The 21,202-nt window shown below is 35.1% G+C and carries 23 protein-coding genes; 18 read left to right on the top strand and 5 right to left on the bottom strand.

Annotation, left to right across the window (positions count from 1 at the left end; genetic code table 11):
- Window positions 1-159: 159 nt before the first annotated feature.
- A complete protein-coding gene (locus MHH96_RS20120) occupies window positions 160-1,470 on the top strand; it encodes a pyrimidine-nucleoside phosphorylase (RefSeq protein WP_047940311.1) in 1,311 nt (436 codons plus the stop codon).
- 58 nt (window positions 1,471-1,528) lie between these two features.
- Here the strand turns inward: MHH96_RS20120 and MHH96_RS20115 are convergent, their stop codons facing one another.
- The 3 genes from MHH96_RS20115 to map all read right to left on the bottom strand — a co-directional run bounded on the left by MHH96_RS20115 (window position 1,529) and on the right by map (window position 4,225).
- Window positions 1,529-2,824, bottom strand: a complete 1,296-nt coding sequence (locus MHH96_RS20115; RefSeq protein ID WP_047940312.1) for a DUF4179 domain-containing protein — start codon at window positions 2,822-2,824, stop codon at window positions 1,529-1,531.
- Window positions 2,812-3,348: an RNA polymerase sigma factor gene (locus MHH96_RS20110; protein ID WP_341117904.1), complete on the bottom strand. Its 537-nt coding sequence runs from the start codon at window positions 3,346-3,348 to the stop codon at window positions 2,812-2,814. The genes MHH96_RS20115 and MHH96_RS20110 overlap by 13 nt, the downstream gene beginning before the upstream one ends.
- 130 nt (window positions 3,349-3,478) lie before the next feature.
- Entirely contained in the window at window positions 3,479-4,225 is a 747-nt protein-coding gene (map, locus tag MHH96_RS20105) for a type I methionyl aminopeptidase (RefSeq protein WP_047940314.1), read from the bottom strand.
- 192 nt (window positions 4,226-4,417) lie between these two features.
- On the opposite strand from map, the gene MHH96_RS20100 reads away from it, so the two are divergent.
- From MHH96_RS20100 to lysA, 9 genes are all read left to right on the top strand, one after another.
- Complete coding sequence (locus tag MHH96_RS20100) at window positions 4,418-5,581, top strand: D-alanyl-D-alanine carboxypeptidase family protein (RefSeq protein ID WP_047940315.1); 1,164 nt, start codon at window positions 4,418-4,420, stop codon at window positions 5,579-5,581.
- A gap of 132 nt (window positions 5,582-5,713) precedes the next feature.
- On the top strand, window positions 5,714-6,064 hold the full coding sequence (spoIIAA, locus tag MHH96_RS20095) for an anti-sigma F factor antagonist (RefSeq protein ID WP_047940316.1): 351 nt from the start codon (window positions 5,714-5,716) through the stop codon (window positions 6,062-6,064).
- Between the two features lies 1 nt (window position 6,065).
- Entirely contained in the window at window positions 6,066-6,506 is a 441-nt protein-coding gene (gene spoIIAB / locus MHH96_RS20090) for an anti-sigma F factor (protein ID WP_047940317.1), read from the top strand.
- A gap of 12 nt (window positions 6,507-6,518) precedes the next feature.
- Entirely contained in the window at window positions 6,519-7,277 is a 759-nt protein-coding gene (gene sigF / locus MHH96_RS20085; protein WP_061798315.1) for an RNA polymerase sporulation sigma factor SigF, read from the top strand.
- 152 nt (window positions 7,278-7,429) lie between these two features.
- A complete protein-coding gene (locus tag MHH96_RS20080) occupies window positions 7,430-8,050 on the top strand; it encodes a stage V sporulation protein AA (protein ID WP_047940681.1) in 621 nt (206 codons plus the stop codon).
- Entirely contained in the window at window positions 8,040-8,459 is a 420-nt protein-coding gene (locus MHH96_RS20075) for a stage V sporulation protein AB (protein WP_152679991.1), read from the top strand. Before MHH96_RS20080 ends, MHH96_RS20075 begins: the two co-directional genes overlap by 11 nt.
- Before the next feature lie 37 nt (window positions 8,460-8,496).
- Window positions 8,497-9,108, top strand: a complete 612-nt coding sequence (locus MHH96_RS20070) for a stage V sporulation protein AE (protein WP_047940319.1) — start codon at window positions 8,497-8,499, stop codon at window positions 9,106-9,108.
- The gene (locus MHH96_RS20065) at window positions 9,059-10,534 is read left to right on the top strand and encodes a spore germination protein (RefSeq protein ID WP_047940320.1); all 1,476 of its coding nucleotides are present in this window, start codon (window positions 9,059-9,061) and stop codon (window positions 10,532-10,534) included. The genes MHH96_RS20070 and MHH96_RS20065 overlap by 50 nt, the downstream gene beginning before the upstream one ends.
- Before the next feature lie 304 nt (window positions 10,535-10,838).
- Complete coding sequence (lysA, locus tag MHH96_RS20060; RefSeq protein ID WP_047940321.1) at window positions 10,839-12,164, top strand: diaminopimelate decarboxylase; 1,326 nt, start codon at window positions 10,839-10,841, stop codon at window positions 12,162-12,164.
- A 52-nt stretch (window positions 12,165-12,216) separates the two neighbouring features.
- Here the strand turns inward: lysA and MHH96_RS20055 are convergent, their stop codons facing one another.
- The gene (locus MHH96_RS20055) at window positions 12,217-13,083 is read right to left on the bottom strand and encodes a DUF1002 domain-containing protein (RefSeq protein WP_047940322.1); all 867 of its coding nucleotides are present in this window, start codon (window positions 13,081-13,083) and stop codon (window positions 12,217-12,219) included.
- Between the two features lie 844 nt (window positions 13,084-13,927).
- Between MHH96_RS20055 and MHH96_RS20050 the strand changes: the two genes are divergently transcribed.
- Window positions 13,928-14,293, top strand: a complete 366-nt coding sequence (locus MHH96_RS20050) for a GNAT family N-acetyltransferase (protein ID WP_047940323.1) — start codon at window positions 13,928-13,930, stop codon at window positions 14,291-14,293.
- A 78-nt stretch (window positions 14,294-14,371) separates the two neighbouring features.
- Here the strand turns inward: MHH96_RS20050 and MHH96_RS20045 are convergent, their stop codons facing one another.
- Complete coding sequence (locus MHH96_RS20045; RefSeq protein ID WP_047940324.1) at window positions 14,372-14,899, bottom strand: DUF309 domain-containing protein; 528 nt, start codon at window positions 14,897-14,899, stop codon at window positions 14,372-14,374.
- A gap of 210 nt (window positions 14,900-15,109) precedes the next feature.
- Here MHH96_RS20045 and MHH96_RS20040 point away from each other — a divergent pair, with 210 nt between their 5' ends.
- From MHH96_RS20040 to rluB, 7 genes are all read left to right on the top strand, one after another.
- Window positions 15,110-15,862, top strand: a complete 753-nt coding sequence (locus tag MHH96_RS20040) for a segregation/condensation protein A (RefSeq protein WP_082138214.1) — start codon at window positions 15,110-15,112, stop codon at window positions 15,860-15,862.
- A 4-nt stretch (window positions 15,863-15,866) separates the two neighbouring features.
- Window positions 15,867-16,448 carry an SMC-Scp complex subunit ScpB gene (gene scpB, locus MHH96_RS20035; protein ID WP_047940325.1) on the top strand — a complete coding sequence of 194 codons (582 nt, stop codon included), beginning with the start codon at window positions 15,867-15,869 and terminating at the stop codon, window positions 16,446-16,448.
- A gap of 223 nt (window positions 16,449-16,671) precedes the next feature.
- On the top strand, window positions 16,672-17,565 hold the full coding sequence (locus MHH96_RS20030) for a superoxide dismutase (RefSeq protein WP_047940326.1): 894 nt from the start codon (window positions 16,672-16,674) through the stop codon (window positions 17,563-17,565).
- Window positions 17,566-17,735: 170 nt separating this feature from the next.
- Complete coding sequence (locus MHH96_RS20025; RefSeq protein ID WP_047940327.1) at window positions 17,736-18,887, top strand: D-alanyl-D-alanine carboxypeptidase family protein; 1,152 nt, start codon at window positions 17,736-17,738, stop codon at window positions 18,885-18,887.
- Window positions 18,880-19,467, top strand: coding sequence for a nucleoside recognition domain-containing protein (locus tag MHH96_RS20020; protein ID WP_047940328.1), 588 nt, complete (start codon window positions 18,880-18,882; stop codon window positions 19,465-19,467). Before MHH96_RS20025 ends, MHH96_RS20020 begins: the two co-directional genes overlap by 8 nt.
- A 6-nt stretch (window positions 19,468-19,473) precedes the next feature.
- Window positions 19,474-20,007 (top strand): spore maturation protein, encoded by a 534-nt coding sequence (locus MHH96_RS20015; protein ID WP_047940329.1) that lies wholly within the window; start codon window positions 19,474-19,476, stop codon window positions 20,005-20,007.
- 356 nt (window positions 20,008-20,363) lie between these two features.
- The gene (gene rluB / locus MHH96_RS20010) at window positions 20,364-21,092 is read left to right on the top strand and encodes a 23S rRNA pseudouridine(2605) synthase RluB (RefSeq protein ID WP_047940330.1); all 729 of its coding nucleotides are present in this window, start codon (window positions 20,364-20,366) and stop codon (window positions 21,090-21,092) included.
- Window positions 21,093-21,202: the final 110 nt, after the last annotated feature.

Genomic DNA, 21,202 nt, shown 5'->3' with positions numbered 1-21,202 from the left:
TTTCATCCTAAAGAGTTACTGATTTACCGGTAACTCTTTAGACAGATATATTTTTACACCGTTTACATAAATCAAAAAATTAAAAAAAGCAGTAATTTGACTTGAATTTTTGCAATTTTAAAGAAAAAAATTCCATACATATGAAGGAGAATTCAAATTATGGCATTCAGAATGGTCGATTTAATTGAGAAGAAAAGGAACGGTTTAGAATTATCCAAAGAAGAAATCTCTTTTATTATTAAAGGCTATACAGATGGAACGATTCCTGATTATCAAATGAGTGCATTTAGTATGGCTGTGTTTTTTCAAGATATGACAGCAGCTGAACGTGCTGAATTAACAATGGCAATGGTTCATTCAGGAGATGTCATTGATTTATCTGCCATTGAAGGAATTAAAGTGGATAAACATTCAACTGGGGGAGTTGGCGATACTACCACATTAGTATTGGGACCATTAGTGGCATCAGTAGGTGTTCCAGTGGCGAAAATGAGTGGAAGAGGACTCGGTCATACTGGTGGAACCATCGATAAATTAGAATCAGTAAAAGGTTTCCATGTGGAAATAGAAAAAGAGGAGTTTATTGACCTAGTAAATAAGAATAAATTAGCGGTTATTGGACAAAGTGGGAACCTCACTCCTGCTGATAAGAAGTTATATGCTTTACGAGATGTAACCGCGACTGTTAACAGTATTCCATTGATTGCCAGCAGTATCATGAGTAAGAAAATTGCAGCAGGTGCAGATGCCATTTGCTTAGATGTGAAAACAGGTGCTGGAGCATTTATGAAAACATTGGATGCATCTAGAGAGCTTGCTGAAGCAATGGTGCAAATAGGGAATAATGTGGGCAGGAAAACAATGGCTGTTATTTCTGATATGAGTCAGCCTTTAGGATATGCAATCGGAAATGCACTAGAAGTAAAAGAGGCAATTGATACATTAAAGGGGCATGGACCAGAAGATTTGACGGAACTATGTTTAACTTTAGGGAGTCATATGGTCTATTTAGCTGGAAAGGCAGAATCAACGGATAGAGCGAGAGAAATGCTGCAAGAGGTAATAGATAATGGCAAAGCGCTCGAAACGTTTAAAATTTTCTTAAGTTCCCAAGGTGGAGATGCTTCTGTTGTGGATCAAACAGATTTATTACCTAAAGCTAAATTTATTACGGAGCTTCCAGCAAAAGAATCAGGCTATGTCGCAGAAATAACAGCTGACAGCATTGGGACTGCTGCTATGTTATTAGGAGCTGGCCGAGCAACAAAAGACTCAGAAATTGATCTGGCGGTAGGCTTAGTTTTACGCAAGAAAATAGGAGATAAAGTGGAGGCTGGCGAATCACTCGTTACGATTTATAGCAATACGGAAGAAGTAGACGATGTAATAAAAAAATTGGATGAAAATATTAAGCTTTCACCAAATGAAGTAAAAGCTCCTACGCTAATTTATGAAATAATTACAGAATAAGAAGAAAAGACTCACGATTGAAGCTAATAGCTGATCATTTGTGAGTCTTTTGCTTTCTTTATTGAAGAGGAATAGCTAAAGTTTTATTGTATTCTTTCACATAATGCAATCCGCCAATATGCAGTTCCAGCGGCCGAGATTTTGTGTCAAATAGCAATGATCGCTCATTATTAATTGTTCCATCCTTGTTAGTTATCAACTGGTGATTGGTTGTTGTTTTTAAAGGAATTCTTTCTTGCTCTTCATTGATAATACTTACTTTATCTAATAAAACAGAATCACTCGAGGAGATACTTATTGATAGCATATCATTTAACTGGATGTTCTTTATAGTTACTTCATCATTCTCTAATGGTATTACTCTATTTTCTTCTTTTCCTGTAAGCGCAATGGATTTATTTATCGATTTATAACCGATAAAGTCTTTCATGAGAATTTCGAGTGAATGGATATCTTCTGGAAGGCCATCATATTCAATCGAAAATGTATTGTTTTTGTTAATGGATGAAGAAGTAGTATAGCCTTCTTGGGAGAGAGGCTGACCATTTGCGACTAGCTCTACTCCATTAAAACCATGATTGAGCCGGTCATAATTGTCGACATGAAACGTGCCTTCTATAACCGTTTGAGTAGGAGTAGCTGTGATTCTTTTAAAATGAATAGTACCTTTATCTACATTCCATTTTTTATTGATAGATTGCTTCATTTTTGTTTGTAATGCTTCCTTATGATTATAGGGAAAGGAGATATCAGTTGTACCTTCCATTGTTTCATCATCTTTCCAGTAAACATAGTGCAGCTGGAGCTTTTTCGAAAAAGCATTAATGGGATCAAAATTTAATATTCCCGTGATTTTTGTTTTGTCATCATTTTTTTCAAAAACAGAGCTATTCATTTTTGCATTTGTAAAAAAGCCAGTAATGTTCCTTGGTGAAAAAATGTGATCTAGATCATCTGGCAAGCCTTTATCATTTTCTAATGTAATATAAACAACCAATCTATTTTCATCGGACATAAGTCCATTGATTGTTAATATAGTACCATTTTCTAATAGATAAGACTTCTCAATATTTTGCCCAAATCCTTTGTCATTTAAATCTTTTAAGGATTGATTCATAATGGTATCGAATCCTAACAGTTTTTTGCCGTAATAAGCCAATGCACTTGATTGATACGTCATAAAAATTAATAGAATTATTGCAGCAGCAGAAAAGAGAAACCATCTCTTTAGGTTAGGAGAGTTTGTTTTTTTATCAAAAAGTGCTTTGCTTAGTCGCTGTTCTAATTCTGGCGGAGCTGTTATTTCTGCGATTTTCTTTTTTTCCTCTAGTAGTTTATCCTCTAAAGATTCCACTTATCTTCCCCTCCATACATCTTCTTTAATCGTTTTAAGCCATTGTGTATTCTGGATTTTACTGTGCCGGTAGATACTTTCATGATGCTGGCAATCGTCTCATTATCGAAATCGTGAAAGTACTTTAGCTTGATTGCTTCCCCTTGGACTGGGGTTAATTTTGTTAATAATTGTACAATGTCTAGTGTTTCCACTGAATATTTATAGGGATCGGTTGTATGTAAAAGATTGTGCTGCTCTAAGTCATCCATAACTATTTCTCTACGTTTCTTTTTTAATTTCCCCTTACAAATATTCACTAAGATAGTTTTACTCCAGCTATAGAAAGATTCAATTTTTTCGAGCTGAGCAATTTTCTCATATAAGATGATGATCATTTCTTCCATTGCATCCATCGCATCATGAGAATTCCCCATATAGGAATATGCTAGACGATAATAATCGTCTTTTTGCTGCATCACTAATTGAAGCAAGGCTTTTTTATTCCGCTTTTTTGCCTTCTGTACAAGTTGTTCATCATTCATGTCTTCACCTCTCGCTTATAAGAGTATTTTATCGTTTAAAAAGTTCATTTTTTTGTATTTAATATATGAATATTTTCAGGACAACAAAAAGACACCCAATGGCTTGCAATCTGCCATTGGGTGTTTCCCCTTATTGTTTCGTTAAGATTACTGGTCCATTAGCTGTAATGGCTAAGGTATGTTCATATTGCGCAGAAAGGCTGCCATCAACAGTTCGTGCTGTCCATCCATCCAAATCAACCTTGGCATGATACATACCGATATTTAGCATTGGTTCAATGGTAATAACCATCCCCTCTTTAAGAGGTGTCCCAACGTGTGGAGGACCATAGTGAGGGATTTGTGGGAGTTCGTGCATTTCTCTGCCAATCGCATGTCCTACAAAATCTCGCACTACCCCATAACCTTTTGCTTCAGCGAACGTTTGAATGGCATGGGAGATATCTCCTACTTTGTTTCCAATGACCGCTTGTTCTATCCCTATGTATAATGCCTCTTCGGTTGTTTTTAATAAGTTTTTTGCCTCTTCGGAGATATTCCCAACCGCATAAGACCAGGCGGAATCAGCAAGCCATCCATCTAAGTTTACTACCATATCTATCGTAACAATATCTCCATCTTTTAAGGGGCTTTTGGAAGGAAAACCATGACAGATTACATCATTAATAGATGCACAAGTTGCAAAAGGATAACCGTGATAGCCCTTTTGTTCTGGAGTGGCTCCTCTTTGTAAAATAAAGTTTTCCGCAAATGCATCGATTTCTTCCGTAGTAATGCCTGGTTTGATTAACTTTTTAATTTCTTTATGACAATCAGCAAGAATTTCTCCTGCTTTTCTTATTTTTTCAATTTGCTCAGGTGTCTTTAAATGAATCAATTGTTATCCTCCTTTGAACTCTATTCATTATAACCTAGATCAGTAAACTAGCCTAACGATACCTATGAAATGCATGAAACATTCTATCTTCCTTTAGTGCTATTCAAATTATTTCATGAATATTCTTCATTGGCTGTATAAACTTGTTTTTTTTGGAAAAAATGGATGCTATATAGAATGGAGGGTCAATAGATGAAACGCATCATATCATTGTTAATCATTACCTGTTTTATGACATCAATTTTGGCACCGGGCACTTTAGCTGCTGAGAAAAAGCAAGAATTAGTTGAAAATGTAAAATCAGCCATTTTAATTGATCGAGATACAGGAACTATTATGTATGAAAAAAACAGCGAGGAAAAACTTCCTCCTGCCAGTATGACAAAAATAATGACGATGCTTCTGATCATGGAAGCAATTGATCAAGGAAAATTAAAGTTAGATGAGAAAATACGTACAAGTGAGCATGCGGCATCTATGGGAGGCTCACAAATTTTCCTTGAACCTGGGGAAGAGATGACAACCGAGCAAATGTTAAAAGGAATTGCCATTGGATCTGGAAATGATGCAGCTGTAGCAGTTGCGGAAAGATTAGCAGGATCTGAAGAAGAGTTTGTTCAATTAATGAACGAAAAAGCAAAAGAATTAGGCTTAGAAAGCACCAAGTTTCAAAATGTGACAGGACTTCCAGTAACAGATCATTACAGTTCTGCAAAAGATATGGCATTAATGGCAAAGGAATTGCTTAAATATGAAGATATAACGAAATTTACTGGCACATATGAAGATTATTTAAGAGAAGATACTGATAAGAAGTTTTGGCTAGTTAACACAAACCGTCTTGTTAAGTTTTATCCAGGCGTGGACGGATTAAAAACAGGATTTACAGCTGAAGCAAAATATTGTTTAACCGCAACTGCTATGAAAAATGGAATGCGTGTAATTGCAGTTGTTTTCGGTGCGCCAACCTCGAAAGAAAGAAATGCTCAAGTAACAAAAATGCTGGATTATGCATTTAGTCAATATGAAACACATCCTTTGCATAAACGAGAAGAAGCGATTGGTAAAGTAAAAGTAAGCAAAGGATCAGAGAAAGAAGTGACAGCCGTTACGAGCGAACCAATTTCTATCTTAACGAAAAAAGGGGAGCAAATCGATAAATTAGAGAAGGAAATTACGATGAATAAAAAATTAAAAGCTCCAATTGAAAAAGGGCAGGAAATTGGAAAAATATCCTATAAAAAAGACGGGAAAACCCTTGTGACAAGTCCGTTGGTAGCACAAAAAGAAGTGAAATCAGCAAAATGGTGGACATTATTTAAACGCTCTGCAGGAATGTTTACAAAAACAGAATAGTTTTATTTCTTTTGTCGAATTCATTTATATTCCTTCTGTTTTTAGCGAAAGAACACTAGTTTTGTCTGTGGAGAAGGAAATTGCATGAAAACCTAGAATAGTTTCTTTAAACCAAATAAGGAGGCTATTCTAGTGAGTCTTAATATTGAGTTGGAAATAAAAAATAATGTACTTTGTATACGCCTATCTGGGGAATTGGATCATCACTATGCAGAAGAATTACGGACAAAAGCAACAACTGCAATCGAGAGCTATAGTATTCGTCATATCGTGTTAAATCTTGAACATTTAACGTTTATGGATAGTTCTGGCTTAGGAGTTATATTGGGAAGATATAAGCAAATTAAACAGCTTGGAGGAGAAATGGTCATTTGTGCTATCTCCCCAAGCGTTCAGCGTTTATTTGATATGTCTGGCATGTTTAAAATTATGAAGCTGGAAACAAATGAAGAATTTGCCCTACAACGATTGGGGGTAGCTTAAGATGAGAAACGAAATGCACATTCAATTTAGCGCACTCAGCCAGAATGAATCATTTGCACGTGTAACGGTTGCTGCATTTATTACACAGTTAGATCCAACAATGGATGAATTAACGGAAATTAAAACAGTTGTTTCAGAAGCAGTGACTAACTGCATTATCCACGGTTATGAAAATGATCCGAATGGAATTGTTTATATTTCTGTTATATTAGAAGATTCATACATTGATTTAACCATCAGAGATGAAGGGAAAGGAATTTTCGATGTAGAGGAAGCAAGACAGCCATTATTTACGACAAAACCAGAGCTTGAACGATCTGGTATGGGATTTACCATCATGGAAAATTTTATGGATGAAATCGAAATTCAGTCAAGTCCAGATAGCGGAACAGAGATTCGTCTGCGTAAGCATTTAATGAAAAGCAAAATGCTAAGCAATTAAGGAGAATCGTCTATGGATGTGGAGGTAAAGAAAGATAAGAAGGAAACGTATCTAAAAGACCATGAAGTCAAGGACTTAATAAAGCGAAGCCAAGATGGAGATCAATCAGCAAGAGATACTATCGTTCAGAAAAATATGCGTCTTGTTTGGTCAGTCGTGCAAAGATTTTTAAATAGGGGATATGATCCTGATGATTTATTTCAAATAGGATGTATCGGGCTATTAAAATCAGTTGATAAATTTGATTTAAGCTATGATGTAAAATTTTCTACCTATGCAGTACCAATGATTATCGGAGAAATTCAACGATTTATCCGTGATGATGGGACGGTAAAGGTTAGTAGATCGTTAAAAGAATTAAGTAATAAAATTCGAAAGGCGAAGGACGAGTTATCGAAGCAATATGGCAGAACACCAACAGTCGGGGAACTTTCCGAGTTTTTAGAGATACCTCCAGAAGATATCGTTCTCGCACAAGAAGCTGCAAGAGCGCCATCCTCGATTCATGAAACTGTTTATGAAAATGATGGCGATCCCATTACATTACTGGATCAAATAGATGATGGTAATGAAGGAAAATGGTTTGATAAGATTGCTTTACAGGAAGCTATTAGGGAGCTTGATGAACGAGAGCGTCTGATTGTTTATTTACGATATTATAAAGATCAGACTCAATCCGAAGTAGCAACGAGGCTAGGGATTTCTCAAGTTCAAGTTTCTAGGCTGGAGAAAAAAATATTAATACAAATGAAAGAGCAAATGGATCTTTAAAGGAAATAGCCGCAAGTCCGCATCGTGGATTAGCGGCTATTTTGTTTTTATATAAAAAGTGAAAAAATTACCATTTAACAGACTTTCATAATTTTATCATGATAATCGAATACTACAGTCATGGTGAAAACAACGTGTTAGGACGTGAAAAAATGGCAGAGACAATATATATCAGAATGAGACATCGCATTCAAAAAAAGTCAAATGAACGGATATTTCTGAAAGACCTTGCACAAATAATTGCAACAGATGAATTGCTGTCTACACTAAAGGATGTATGTCTATACCATATTACAGAACAAGATAAGAATATAATCATTATTGATAGTACGCTAGTTATTCGTGAAATTAAAAAAATCCATAAAGAAGTTGAAATCCAACTAATTGGACCAGCTCAAACGATCATTGAGGTTGTTTTTAAGAAGAGAAAAGTGACACTTCCGTTATTTATCTTGGTTTGGATATTACTTTTTATTGGTTCTGGATTAACGATTATGAACTTTCATGAAGATGTAAGCATGCAATCTGTTCATCAGAGAGTTTATAAAATGATTACAGGGAAGGAGATTGAAAAACCATTAATTTTTCAGATTCCTTATTCTGTAGGATTAGGTCTTGGAATGGTCATTTTTTTCAACCATGTGTTTAAGAAACGCCTTAATGAAGAGCCTAGTCCATTAGAAGTGGAAGTATTCAATTATCAGCAGTCCTTAGATCAGTACATGATTATGCATGAAAATAAAGAAAGCATAAAAAAACTAGATGATCATTAATATCTTATTTGTAATCTTTGTCGGTTTAGCGTGGGGAATAACCGTTGGGGCTGGTTACGTTGCCTTTTTAACCGTATTCGGTATTATCCCAAGACTGACACAGCTAACAAAAACATTTAGTAAGATTTATGCATATGAATGGGCTGCTGTTTTAGGAGCTGTTTCTGGGACACTTGCTTTTTTGAGAGAACCTAGTTTTTCCTTACCATCATTTCTGCTTATCATAATGGGCATTGCTGGAGGAATTTATATTGGGATGATAGCAGCAGCATTAACAGAAGTGCTGGATGTATTCCCCCTTTTAGCAAAGCGAATTGGAATTGATGACAAGTTATTGGTATTAATGATGGCTCTTGTATTTGGTAAGATCTTTGGCTCCTTATTTCATTGGGTATATTTTATTCCTTGAGGCTGAATGTAATGGAGACAGAAAGGAAGTATGGGAAATGGAAAATAGGAGAAAGGTAATCCTTATAACAGATGGAGATGAATATGCCAGAAGAGCTGTTGAAATGGTTGCAAAGGAGATTGGGGGAAGATGTATTTCTACCTCCTTCGGTAATCCAAGTAATCATAGCGGAGAGGAAATATTATCTTTTATTAAGCAAGCAAAAAATGATCCAGTCTTAGTCATGTTTGATGATAGCGGCTTTGTGGGAGAAGGAAATGGCGAGAATGCACTAAAGTACATAGCTACTCATCCTGATTTAGAAGTCTTGGGAGTACTTGCAGTAGCAAGCAGAACAAGACGAGAGGAATGGACAAAAATAGATGTTGCCATCGACCAAGATGGTGAATTGACGCCATATGGTGTTGACAAATATGGAATTCCAGAAATGGAGTTAGGAAGAGTTAATGGAGATACTGTGTATATTCTAGATGAATTAAATCTTCCCCTTGTTGTTGGTATTGGGGACATTGGGAAGATGGGGAAAAAGGACTCTTATGAAAAAGGCGCCCCGATTACACGGAAAGCAGTAGAATATATTTTAGAAAGAAGTGGTTTTTATGAGCAGCAAGACAGAAAAGAAGATCCAAATATACGAAGAACTAGATAAAATCGAAAAGTATATGAAGGATCGGGTCGGGCTTGGAACTAGCTTCGATCTGGGTGTTCGAAAATTTAAAGTAATGCGAAAAGAAGTTAATTTATATTATGTAAATGGATTATGCGATAGTGTGTTGATTGCAGAATTATTGGAGCAGCTACTATTTTTAAATGATGCGGATCGTAAATCACAAGCAAGAGATACATTTGATATTATTCAGAATCAATTGGTCCACCAAAGTGTACAAGTTATTGAAAAAATGGATGAATTAGTCGACCAAGTTCTGTCTGGATTAGTAGCAGTTGTTATTGAAGGTTATGATCATGGTCTTATTATTGATGTGCGAAGTTATCCAGGAAGAATGCCAGAAGAACCCGATACGGAAAAGGTAGTCAGAGGTTCACGTGATGGGTTTGTTGAGAATATTATCGTAAACACTGCCATCACAAGAAGAAGAATTAGAGATGAACGATTACGCTTTGAAATTATGAGAGTGGGAGAGCGTTCTAAAACCGATATTGCCGTAGGGTATATTGATGGAGTGGCGGATCCTGATTTAATTGAAATTGTAAAAAAGGAAATGAAAAACTTAAAAACAGATGGACTAACAATGGCTGATAAAACGATTGAAGAGTTTTTATTAAAGCAAGGCTATAATCCTTATCCTCTCGTAAGATATACGGAACGAGCAGATGTAGCTGCAACTCATTTATTAGAAGGCCATGTCATTATCTATGTCGATACATCTCCAAGTGTCATTATAACACCAGCTACTTTTTTTCATCATTTGCAGCATGCAGAGGAATATAGACAATCACCTATGGTTGGAACCTTTGTGAGATGGGTTCGGTTTTTAGGGATTATCGCCTCTATCTTTTTCCTGCCATTTTGGTTTTTAGCTGTGCTGGAGCCATCCCTGCTGCCAGAAAGGCTTGCTTTTATCGGACCAAATGAAACAACAAACATTCCAATTGTTGTACAGATTTTCATTGCAGATCTCGGGCTTGAATTTTTAAGGATTGCGGCCATTCATACACCAACACCATTGTCAACCGCAATGGGATTGATAGCAGCTGTTCTCATTGGCCAAATTGCGATTGATGTAGGACTATTTGTTCCAGAAGTTATTCTGTATGTATCAGTTGCTGCAATTGGTAACTTTGCTACACCTAGTTATGAACTTGGGATCGCTAACAAAATTGTTCGGCTTGTCTTGTTAATCGTTGTAGCTATTTTTCATACTCCTGGCTTTGTTATTGGAATGACCCTGTATCTTCTATTCTTAATTCGAACAACAACATTAAATGTGCCTTATCTATGGCCATTTATTCCTTTTCATCCAATAGCTTTGGCCCAAATTATCATTCGCCGTGCTGTTCCAGGAAATAAAATTAGACCAAGTCATTTGCATCCACAGGATCGATTTAAGAGGTAGTAAAAGTATATTTATGCGGACAGATTACTTCTTATTAATAGAGGGAATAATCTGTCCGCTCCTTTGTTAAATTAGCTGAACAGCCACTTGAGAATTGGCTGAATTTATGGTACATTTGGATAATTAAACAGAGTTATTAATAAAGTGAAACTTTCATTAGCGCTCCTTTCACAAGTTTATCACAGTGAGACTAATGTTAATTATGATGATATTTATATGTTTCACACACAGACAAGTTCTTCGTTAAGTAGACTGTCTGTTTTTAATAGGAGATATAATTTTATAGAAGAATAGAGGGGAATCCATGCACTATTACGGAACTTCAAAAGTGAACGATGCAGGTCATCTTGAAATAGGTGGAGTCGATACACTGGAATTAGTCGAAAAATTTGGAACACCTGTTTATGTATATGATGTTGAATTAATTAGAGAAAGGGCGAAAGGTTTTAAGGAGACTTTTGATCAGCTTGGAGTAAAAGCGCAAGTGGCTTATGCAAGCAAAGCTTTTTCTACTATAGCAATGGTTCAACTAGCAAACGAAGAAGGCTTATCATTAGATGTAGTTTCCGGTGGTGAGTTATATACTGCAATTGCTGCAGATTTCCCTGTAGAAAGAATTCATTTTCATGGGAATAATAAAAGTAAAGAAGAACTATTGATGGCAATTGACGAACAGATTGGCTGCATTGTTGTCGATAATTTTTATGAGCTTGAAATGCTTACTCAACTATGTGAAGAAAAAAATAGGAAAATGTCGATCTTACTAAGAGTGACGCCTGGAATTGAGGCACATACTCATGATTATATTTTAACTGGTCAAGAAGATTCTAAATTTGGGTTTGATTTACAAAATGGACAAGCAGAAAAAGCGTTGTTAGAAGCGATTAAATCGCCGTTCATAGAGGTACTAGGCCTTCATTGTCATATTGGGTCTCAGATTTTTGATACAACAGGTTTTGTTCTCGCTGCCCAAAAAATAATGGCACATTTATCAGAATGGAAAGCCAATCATCATTTTGAATCAAAAGTATTAAATTTAGGTGGTGGATTTGGTATTCGTTATACCGAGGAAGACCAGCCTATTCAGCCAGCTGAGTATGTAGAAGTAATTATCAAGGAAGTAAAAGAACAAGTAAACAACTTAGAAATGCAAATGCCGGAAATTTGGATTGAGCCAGGCAGATCTCTTGTAGGGGATGCAGGAACGACTTTATATAAAATCGGTTCACGAAAGGAAGTACCGAATGTTAGAAAATATTTAGCAATTGATGGAGGAATGAGCGATAATATTCGTCCTGCTTTATATCAGGCCAAATATGAAGCAGTGCTGGCAAATAAACCGCTGCAAGCCCCAGATGAAACAGTTTCCATTGCAGGAAAATGCTGTGAATCAGGAGATATGCTTATTTGGGACCTTCCTTTACCTAAAGCAGGCGATCATGATGTACTTGCTGTATTCTGTACAGGAGCATACGGATATTCGATGGCAAACAATTATAATCGAATCCCAAGACCACCTGTTGTGTTCGTGGAAAATGGAGAAGCAAGAGTGGTAGTGAAGAGAGAATCATTTGAAGATTTATTACGCTTAGACTTGCCATTAAAAGAAACAGCTTCATTAAAAAAATAAAGCTAAAAAAGGGAGTCGCTAAGACTCCCTTTTTTACTTGAGTAAATAATAGTTAAGAGAAGAAAGATTTGATTGCTTCAACAATACTTGTAAAGACTTCTTTAATCTTTGCTAAAAATCCTTTTCCTTCTTCGCTTTCTAAATAGCCCGTTAATTTATCCTTTGCTTCACTCAGCTGATTTCCAACTTGATTCCAGTCAATATTAAGTTCTTTTAATTTATTAAAGAAGGAAATAAGACTTTGAAGCTGTTCATCCGTTAAACTGATATTTAATTCTTTAGCAGAATCTTGAATAATTGTTTGTATTTCTTCAACTGTTTTTGGTTTTTGCTCTGCTATTTGCTCCTTCACTTTAGCCATTAAAGCAGTGGCTTCCTCTTGGCCAATATCTTCCCCTAAATTAGCTGTCTCCACCATCTCTTCATTGGCAGCTTGCTTTACGTCTTCTGGGATAACAGTATCTGTAGAGACTTCGTATGCTTTAATAATTCCTGTTAATGCAGCTGTACCAGAAACTTCAATAGGCGCAGTAATATAAATTTTTGCATCCTTTACCCCGGCAGTAATCAAGGCATTAATATACATTTCGTCCGTGACCCAATTAATATTTTTGGTAGTAACTTGAATTCCAGTACCTTTGTCCCCGATTGTAATGGCCGAAGAAGAGATTGCTCTAGTACCAATTAACGATTTTGAAATGTACTTTCCTAAATATTGATGCTCTTCTTTATTAGAAACAGTAATAATTTCTGCATCTTCAGGTGCTTTCATTTCAGTTAATAAAAGCTGTTTTTGTTCGGCTGTTAAGTTTTCACCAAGTGTAACAATCATGTCCCCAACTGCTACATCAGCATAAGCTGGAATCGGTATTAATAGTAAGAAAGCTAGAACCATCCATATCCATTTATTTTTTTTCATTCGTTTACCTCCTGTTTTCCTTCTGCAGAACTAGGTGAAAAGTAGCGCTATCCATATTTGATAAAATAGCATAAATTTCCGTGATCTAAAATAACTACATCTAATAGACGTAATTCAACTACAATAAGTTTCTTATTTTAGTTTTATTGTCTTCTTTCCCTTTATTATTCACCGTAACTCCTGAAAAAATGAAGTTTTTGTGTAGCTTTTTAACATATATATGCATATTTTATATAGTATTAAATAAATTTAAAGTGGTAAATAATTTGATTTAGATTGGAAAGTAAAGGTTTTTTCCTTTTAGAAGCTAGATAGTTATTTTCTCAATATCTTTATGTATAGAATTCAGAGTTGCTTTGTTCGGGCTAACAAGAAAGCAATCAACGGGCAGGAATATTAAGAAGTAAAGCTAGTAAAGGGAACGGTAATAGTAATAAATGTTTAAAATATTTAGTGGCTAGCTATTTAGAAATGAAGACGAAGAGGGACAAGCAGAATTTTAGAAGTCCTCAAAAAATTCTCTTCAAAGATGTATACGGAAGAAAGACTTGGATAAATAGTATTATCTCTATAAGGGTAATTTGGCATGGATAGAATGAATCCTTATGCTTAAAAGATTTTCATTGAAGAATACCGCTAATTTATGTATGATAGAACCAATAACATTTATCATATTTTTGGGGCGGTCCTAAATGATTCTTACAAAAAGGAAGAGGATGGTAAAAATTCGTTTCAGTTTCGTACAGATGAAAAATTTTTAATTTAACATCAGGAGATTGATTGAATCTTATTTTTGATGGGAAAACTGTTAGTGAATATGTTTTAAAAATAATGAGGGATATTAATGATTATTCGATATAAAAAGGCATTTGAAAAGATTGCAATGGGATTGCTTTCTTTTATGCCTGCAGAAAAAGATTTAAAAGTATTACAACAAACAATTAAACAATATGAGTCGGAAGAAAATTGGCAATTATTTTTATGGAAGGAAGAGGAAGATATTATTGGCTTAATAGGCGTTATCTTTGAAGATGAATCTTCCATTACCATCCAGCATATAACTGTTAATCCATCTCATCGCCATCAAGGTGTTGGAAAAGCTATGGTTCAAGCTGTTAAAGGTCTTTATCCGAACCGTACATTAAAATCAAATGAATTAATTGTCAATTTTTTATCTAAGTGTAACGATGGTGTTCAAGTAGATAAATAAAAAAGAGGTGTTTTCTAGGAAGAATCCATTGAATTGGTTCTTTAAGAAAACACCTCTTTTGTGATAAGGACGGCACTATTAAAGGTGCTTATCCTTTTGTTTTCTTAGAAGCAGTGCGTTTTCTCGTTCCTTTATAACCATACTTCTATCTCGGCTTATATGACGATGAATGATTTCAAAAGGAACGGGCTCACTATTTTTCCATTTCAGTCCCTTTATATGTGCTGATTCGATACAGTTCATTTCTAAGTTAGGGTCTGTAAATGGTAAATGATAGGTACAGAAGGCATGATGCTGTTTAATATGCTTTTCTTGTAGCTTTAATAAAAGAAGTAATTTTGAGGCATCGAGACCTAATTTCTTAATTATTTCCTGCTTCTTTTCTAATAACTGCATACTTTTTATAAGCGTTTTTTCTGCTCCTTTAAAATTTTTTCGGCGATGATGATAGGCAGATACTGCTAAGAGAATAAATCCTACCCAAATAGAATCTTTATTGCCACTATCGACTTTTTTCCAATATTCCTCTAAAATTTCATGACACTCAAAATAATCTTGATCGCAATGAAAATGTACAAGAAACTCTATATATTCATTTGGATACATTATTATCTCCTTATTCTTTACTGAAATTAAAATGGGGTTAAAGGATCCATTACATGTCTGTTATTATATCGATAAATGATAAAAAATGTAACGATAAGACTTAAAATTAGGGAAATGGTGATTTTTCTGTTGGATAACTATTGTGTTTCGTTTATATTAATACTATCATTATTAAGTTAAAGGGATTCTATTAGGATTTTGGTGAGAATAATGCAATATAATGTGAAAATTGATAGTTTTGAAGGACCATTAGATTTACTTCTTCATTTAATCAATAAATTGGAAATTGATATTTATGATATTAACGTCGCAGAAATTACCGAACAATATTTAGATTATGTTCATGCCATGCAAGTGTTACAATTAGACGTAGCGAGTGAATTTTTGGTGATGGCAGCAACTCTTTTAGCGATTAAGAGTAAAATGCTTTTACCAAAGCATGAAGAAGAGTTATTAGATGACGATTTAATGTATGAGCCGGAAGAAGATTCGCGAGAAGAGCTAATTGAGAGGTTAGTAGAATATCGTAAATTTAAAGAGGCTGCAGATGATCTAAAAGAGATGGAATTGGAAAGAGGGCTTATATTTACGAGACCTCCAAGTGATTTATCAGATTTTAACGTAAGTAATGAAGAAAGCATCAAACAAGAGTTAGATGTTTCTTTATATGATATGCTTGCTGCCTTTCAAAAATTGCTAAAACGTAAAAAGTTACAGTCACCGTTAGCAACAAAAATCACGCGGCAAGAAATTCCAATAGAAAGTCGAATGGAAGAAATTGTCGGGTTTTTAAGAACTAGAAGAGAGAGAACATCTTTTGAAGACCTTTTTCCAGTCGCCACAAAATCACATATTGTCGTGACTTTTTTGGCAATTTTAGAACTTTTAAAGCGTCGACAAATATTTGTAGAACAAGAAGGAAACTTTGCAGATATTTTTGTAATGGGAAAGGAAGTTGAATAACAGATTGAAAGTGAATGATTGGAAAGCAATCGTTGAAAGTCTTCTCTTTGCCGCGGGAGATGAAGGATTAACGATCAAGCAATTAATGCATGTTTTAGATATGGAGCAATTAGAAGTAGAACAATTAATAGATGAGCTAATAAAAAATTATCGTAAGGATAAAACAAGAGGAATTTCTATTATTGAAATCGCTGGTACGTATCAATTTGCCACAAAGAAAGAGCATTCGGATTATCTAAAAAAGTTAGTGGAATCCCCACATGCATCTACCTTATCACAGGCAGCTCTTGAAACATTGGCAATCATTGCATATAAGCAGCCGATTACACGTGCAGAAATTGAGGAAATTAGAGGGGTGAAAACGGAAAGACCTCTTCATACGCTTTCAGCAAAAGCGCTCATTAAAGAAGTGGGTAGAGCAGAGGGAGCGGGAAGAGCCATTCTATATGGAACAACCAAAGAATTCTTGGATCACTTCGGATTAAAGAATATTGGGGAATTACCTCCATTGACAGAAAAGGAAGAAGAGTTTAATCAAGAAGAGGCTGATTTGTTTTTTGAATCGTTTCAGCAAATAGAAGAATAAAAAAGGAGTATCTAGGCAGTGGCTTAGATACTTTTTTATTATTTTAAAAAAGAAGGTTTATCTTTTGCTCGAATAATTGTGTCCAAATTCCACGCATTTAAGAAAAACTACCATAGAGTACATCCAACAAGATCAGTAAAGAGGTAATTTAAAGACATGATGCTCATCCTTTTATCATACCTTTTATAAGAACGATAATGGAGGAAATGGAGTTGGCACATAGATGAGTAGTTATAATGAATATGTTAGAAATGTGTTAATTTGGAACCAGGAATTAAAGCAGTTATTAGAATCGGAAGAAGTTCAAAAGGAAGAGAGTATTTGGAAAAGGCTTGATAAATTTTCGCAGTTAATGGAAGGTGTTCAAAGAAAACCAATTGAAACAGAGGAATTAATTAGAATTCAGCATGAAGCAGAAGAGCTTCATGAACAAATGGAAAGCTATTTTGCCCAAAGACAACAGCTTGGAACAATATTTATAAAGGAGCCGACAATTGCAGCAGGAGAGCATCAATTGCCGCAGTTAGCATATGCTTATGATGCCCTAGAACCTTATATTTCAAAGGAGATTATGGAGCTCCATCATCAAAAGCATCATCAATCCTATGTGACAGGACTGAATAAGGCAGAAGAGAAACTAAAAGAGGCAAGAAAAAATAATGATTTTGCCCTTGTGAAACATTGGTCTAGAGAGCTGGCATTTCATGGTTCAGGACATTATCTCCATACAATTTTTTGGAATAATATGAGCCCTAATGGTGGAGGCAAGCCCAAAGGTGCATTAATGGAGGAAATAAGGAGCTATTTTGGTAGTTTTAATGCTTTTAAAAATCACTTTTCAGAAGCAGCAAAAGCGGTGGAAGGTGTTGGTTGGGCGCTTTTAGTATGGTCTCCAAGAGCAAGGCGACTAGAAGTTCTTCAATCCGAACGACATATGCTGTTAACCCAGTGGGACACCATTCCATTATTAGTACTTGATGTTTGGGAACATGCATACTACTTGCAATACAAAAACAATAGAGGCGATTATGTAGATAATTGGTGGAACATTGTTAATTGGAAAGATGTTGAAAATCGATTTTTAAAAGCAAGTGAATTGAAATGGCGCCCCTATTAAAGGGAAGTCATAACTATAATTTAAAAATAACAGAGATATATGCTATAAAATATGCAGTCCCTTTTAGGACTGCATATTTTATTTGCTAGGAAGCTCTATTTATTAGTCATATGCTTGTCTTTTTTTTCATAAACTTGTACAAACCATTAAAGGAGACGAGGTTGTGTTAAATGAAATTACGTAAACTTATTATTCTTACAATCATTACCTCCATTCTGTTTCTCGCTATTCCCCAAAAAAGCAGTGCACAAATGTATGTAAGTGCACAAAGTGCGATATTAATGGAACAAGATTCTGGACGAGTTATTTTTGAAAAGGACGCACATACAAAAAGAAGGATTGCTAGTATAACAAAAATAATGACCGCGCTCCTTGCGGTGGAGTCTGGAAAATTAGAGGATACAGTGACTGTTAGTAGTAATGCAATTAGAACGGAAGGATCATCTATCTACTTACAAGAAGGGGAAAAAATTAAGCTTGAAGATCTTGTATATGGATTGATGCTTCGCTCAGGAAATGATGCCGCAGTTGCTATTGCTGAAACTGTTGGTGGAAGTCTAGATGGCTTCGTCTATTTAATGAATCAAAAAGCAGAAGAAATCGGCATGAAAAACACTCATTTTGCTAATCCCCATGGACTTGATGATCATGAAGACCATTATTCTACAGCTTACGATATGGCACTGCTTACCCGTTACGCAATGAATAATGATACATATAAAAAAATTGCTGGGACAAAAAGCTATCGTTCGGAAAGTACAAACAATGAGTGGGATCGGGTCTGGAGGAACAAAAACAAACTTTTAACAAGTCTATATGAACATTCAACAGGAGGAAAAACAGGGTATACAAAGAGAGCAAAAAGAACATTGGTCAGTACAGCGGAAAAGGATGGAGTAGAATATATAGCAGTAACGTTAAATGATCCGGATGACTGGGATGATCATATTAATATGTTTGAAACCGCGTTTAAAACATATAAAAAAGTGCAGGTACTTGAGGAAGGGAAAATAAAAACAGTTAAAAATAAATTTTATAAAAATAAAGTATATATAAAGTCTGATTTAGAATACCCAGTGACAGAGAAAGAAGAAGATTTATTTAAGGTTGAGTATAGTTTGACAAAGGTGAAGAAAGAATGGGAAAAAAATCAGGAGGAAGTACCTGAAATAGTAGGAGAAGCAAAAATATATATAGATAGTAAACTTGTAGATAGTGTTCCTATTCATTTTAAAAACACTAAGGCAAAAGAATCAAAAAGCTTTCTAGATTATTTTAAGAATATGTTTACAGCAATGACTGGGGTTGGCAAGCATGGTTAATTATATTTGGGCAGCGCTAGCTATTATAGGAATTGTTTTTGCAGCAGTTAATGGAACGATGGATGAAGTAAATAAAGCGATTTTTTCTGGAGCAAAAGAAGCGGTAACAATATGTATTGGGCTTATAAGTGTTTTGGTTTTTTGGCTGGGGATGATGAAAATAGCAGAACAGGCTGGGTTACTTCAAAAGCTTACAAATCTATTTAGACCAATAGTAGCAAAGCTTTTTCCCGAGGTTCCAAAAAACCACCCAGCAATGGGGTATATATTATCGAATATGATTGCTAATATATTTGGGTTAGGTAATGCTGCAACACCTCTAGGGATTAAAGCAATGGAAGAATTGAAAAGATTGAATGGGGGCAAGAATTCAGCAAGTAACAGTATGATTACTTTTCTTGCCTTAAATACGTCATGTATTACTTTAATTCCGACAACGGTTATTGCTATCAGAATGAATTACCATTCTGCTTCTCCGACAGATATAGTAGGCCCAACTATTATTGCAACCATTTTCTCCTGTATAGGCGGGATTTTAATTGATCGCTATTTTTACCATAAGAGAATGAGAAAAGGGTGATGAGTGATGGAGATAGTATCTTTAATTTCATTGTGGATGATTCCTTCCCTCATCGGGTTTATTTTACTGTATGGAACATTTAAAAAGGTTCCAACATATGAAAGCTTTGTTGAAGGTGGAAAAGAAGGAATACAAATTGCGTTCTCCATCATTCCCTATTTAGTTGGAATGCTTGTTTCTATCTCCATTTTTCGCGCATCTGGGGCATTAGAATTTTTTATGAGTTTTCTTAAGCCTGTATTAGACTTTATCGGCGTTCCCTCCGAAGTAGCACCATTAGCAATTATAAGACCAATATCAGGAAATGCAGCATTGGGAATGACAAGTGATTTAATCGCAACATATGGTCCAGATTCCTTTATCGGCAGGCTTGCATCTGTCATACAAGGAAGCACCGATACCACTCTTTATGTATTGACCGTTTATTTTGGGGCAGTAGGGATAAAGAAAATGGGGGATGCCTTGAAAGTTGGATTACTAGCGGATCTTATTGGATTTATTGCTGCTATTTTAGTTGTAACTTTAATGTTTGGTAAATAATCATAAAATGTCTTAGGGAAAGTTTGGGGTATTGGAACTTTTCCTAAGGCATTTTTTTGTTGTTTGGCAGATTCTTTCTCTTTCTATGAGAGTTCTAAAAGATTGTTAAGGTTAATGAGAAAAAATAACAACCAACTATATAAAAATTCTTATTTAATGAGTAGATCCCTAATTTTAAAGATTTCTTTGAAATTTCGTCCATTTATGTCATAATTCATAGGAATGGCAAAAAAAGAACGATCAAGGTTTTGAAATTAGTCTATTTTCATAATAGGATAAAAAATAAACGCTTATAAAATATTTTGTAATATGATCAATCATTTTTTACTGTTGAGAAATTGGATGAGGTGATTTAGATGGAAAGACTACAAAAAGTAATTGCACACGCTGGAATTGCATCAAGAAGAAAAGCAGAGGAATTAATTCTTGACGGAAAAGTAAAAGTTAATGGGAAAACAGTGAAAGAACTAGGTGTGAAAGTAGGTTCTAATGATAAAATTGAGGTAAGTGGAATTCCTGTTGAGAGGGAAGAACCAGTTTATTTTATCCTTTATAAACCAAGAGGGGTAATTTCTAGTGTCAATGATGATAAAGGAAGAAAAGTTGTAACGGATTATTTTTCTGAGATTGAAGCAAGAATTTATCCTATAGGACGATTAGACTATGATACTTCAGGTATCATTCTTTTAACAAATGACGGGGAATTTGCAAACCTTATGATGCATCCAAAAGGAGAAATTGAGAAGGTATATGTTGCAAAAGTCAAAGGCATCCCTGCTCGTGAGAAAGTAAAGCAACTCGAAAGAGGGATTATGCTAGAGGATGGAAAAACAGCCCCTGCCAAGGCGAAAATTCTCTCTGTTGATAAGAAAAAAGGAACAAGTATTGTCGAACTGAAGATTCACGAAGGAAGAAACCGCCAAGTCAGAAGAATGTTTGAAGCGATTGGAACACCTGTAATGAAATTAAAAAGGGAAAGATATTCATTCCTAAATTTAAATGGCTTGCAGCCTGGAGATGCTCGTGAATTAACTGCACATGAAGTGAAATTACTAAGAGCAGAAGCGCAAAAGAAAAAAGGATAAACTGTATATATTTTCGTATTCTCCAGCGTCTATATCCTTGTATTGCATAACAATGTTTACCTACTTAATACGACAGAAATTACACAAAAATGTTCATAAAAGTTTCACAT

It is taken from the genome of Niallia sp. FSL K6-0212, from assembly GCF_038007605.1.
Lineage (GTDB): Bacteria > Bacillota > Bacilli > Bacillales > Cytobacillaceae > Niallia > Niallia circulans.
This window is presented reverse-complemented; position numbering and strand designations above follow the sequence as displayed.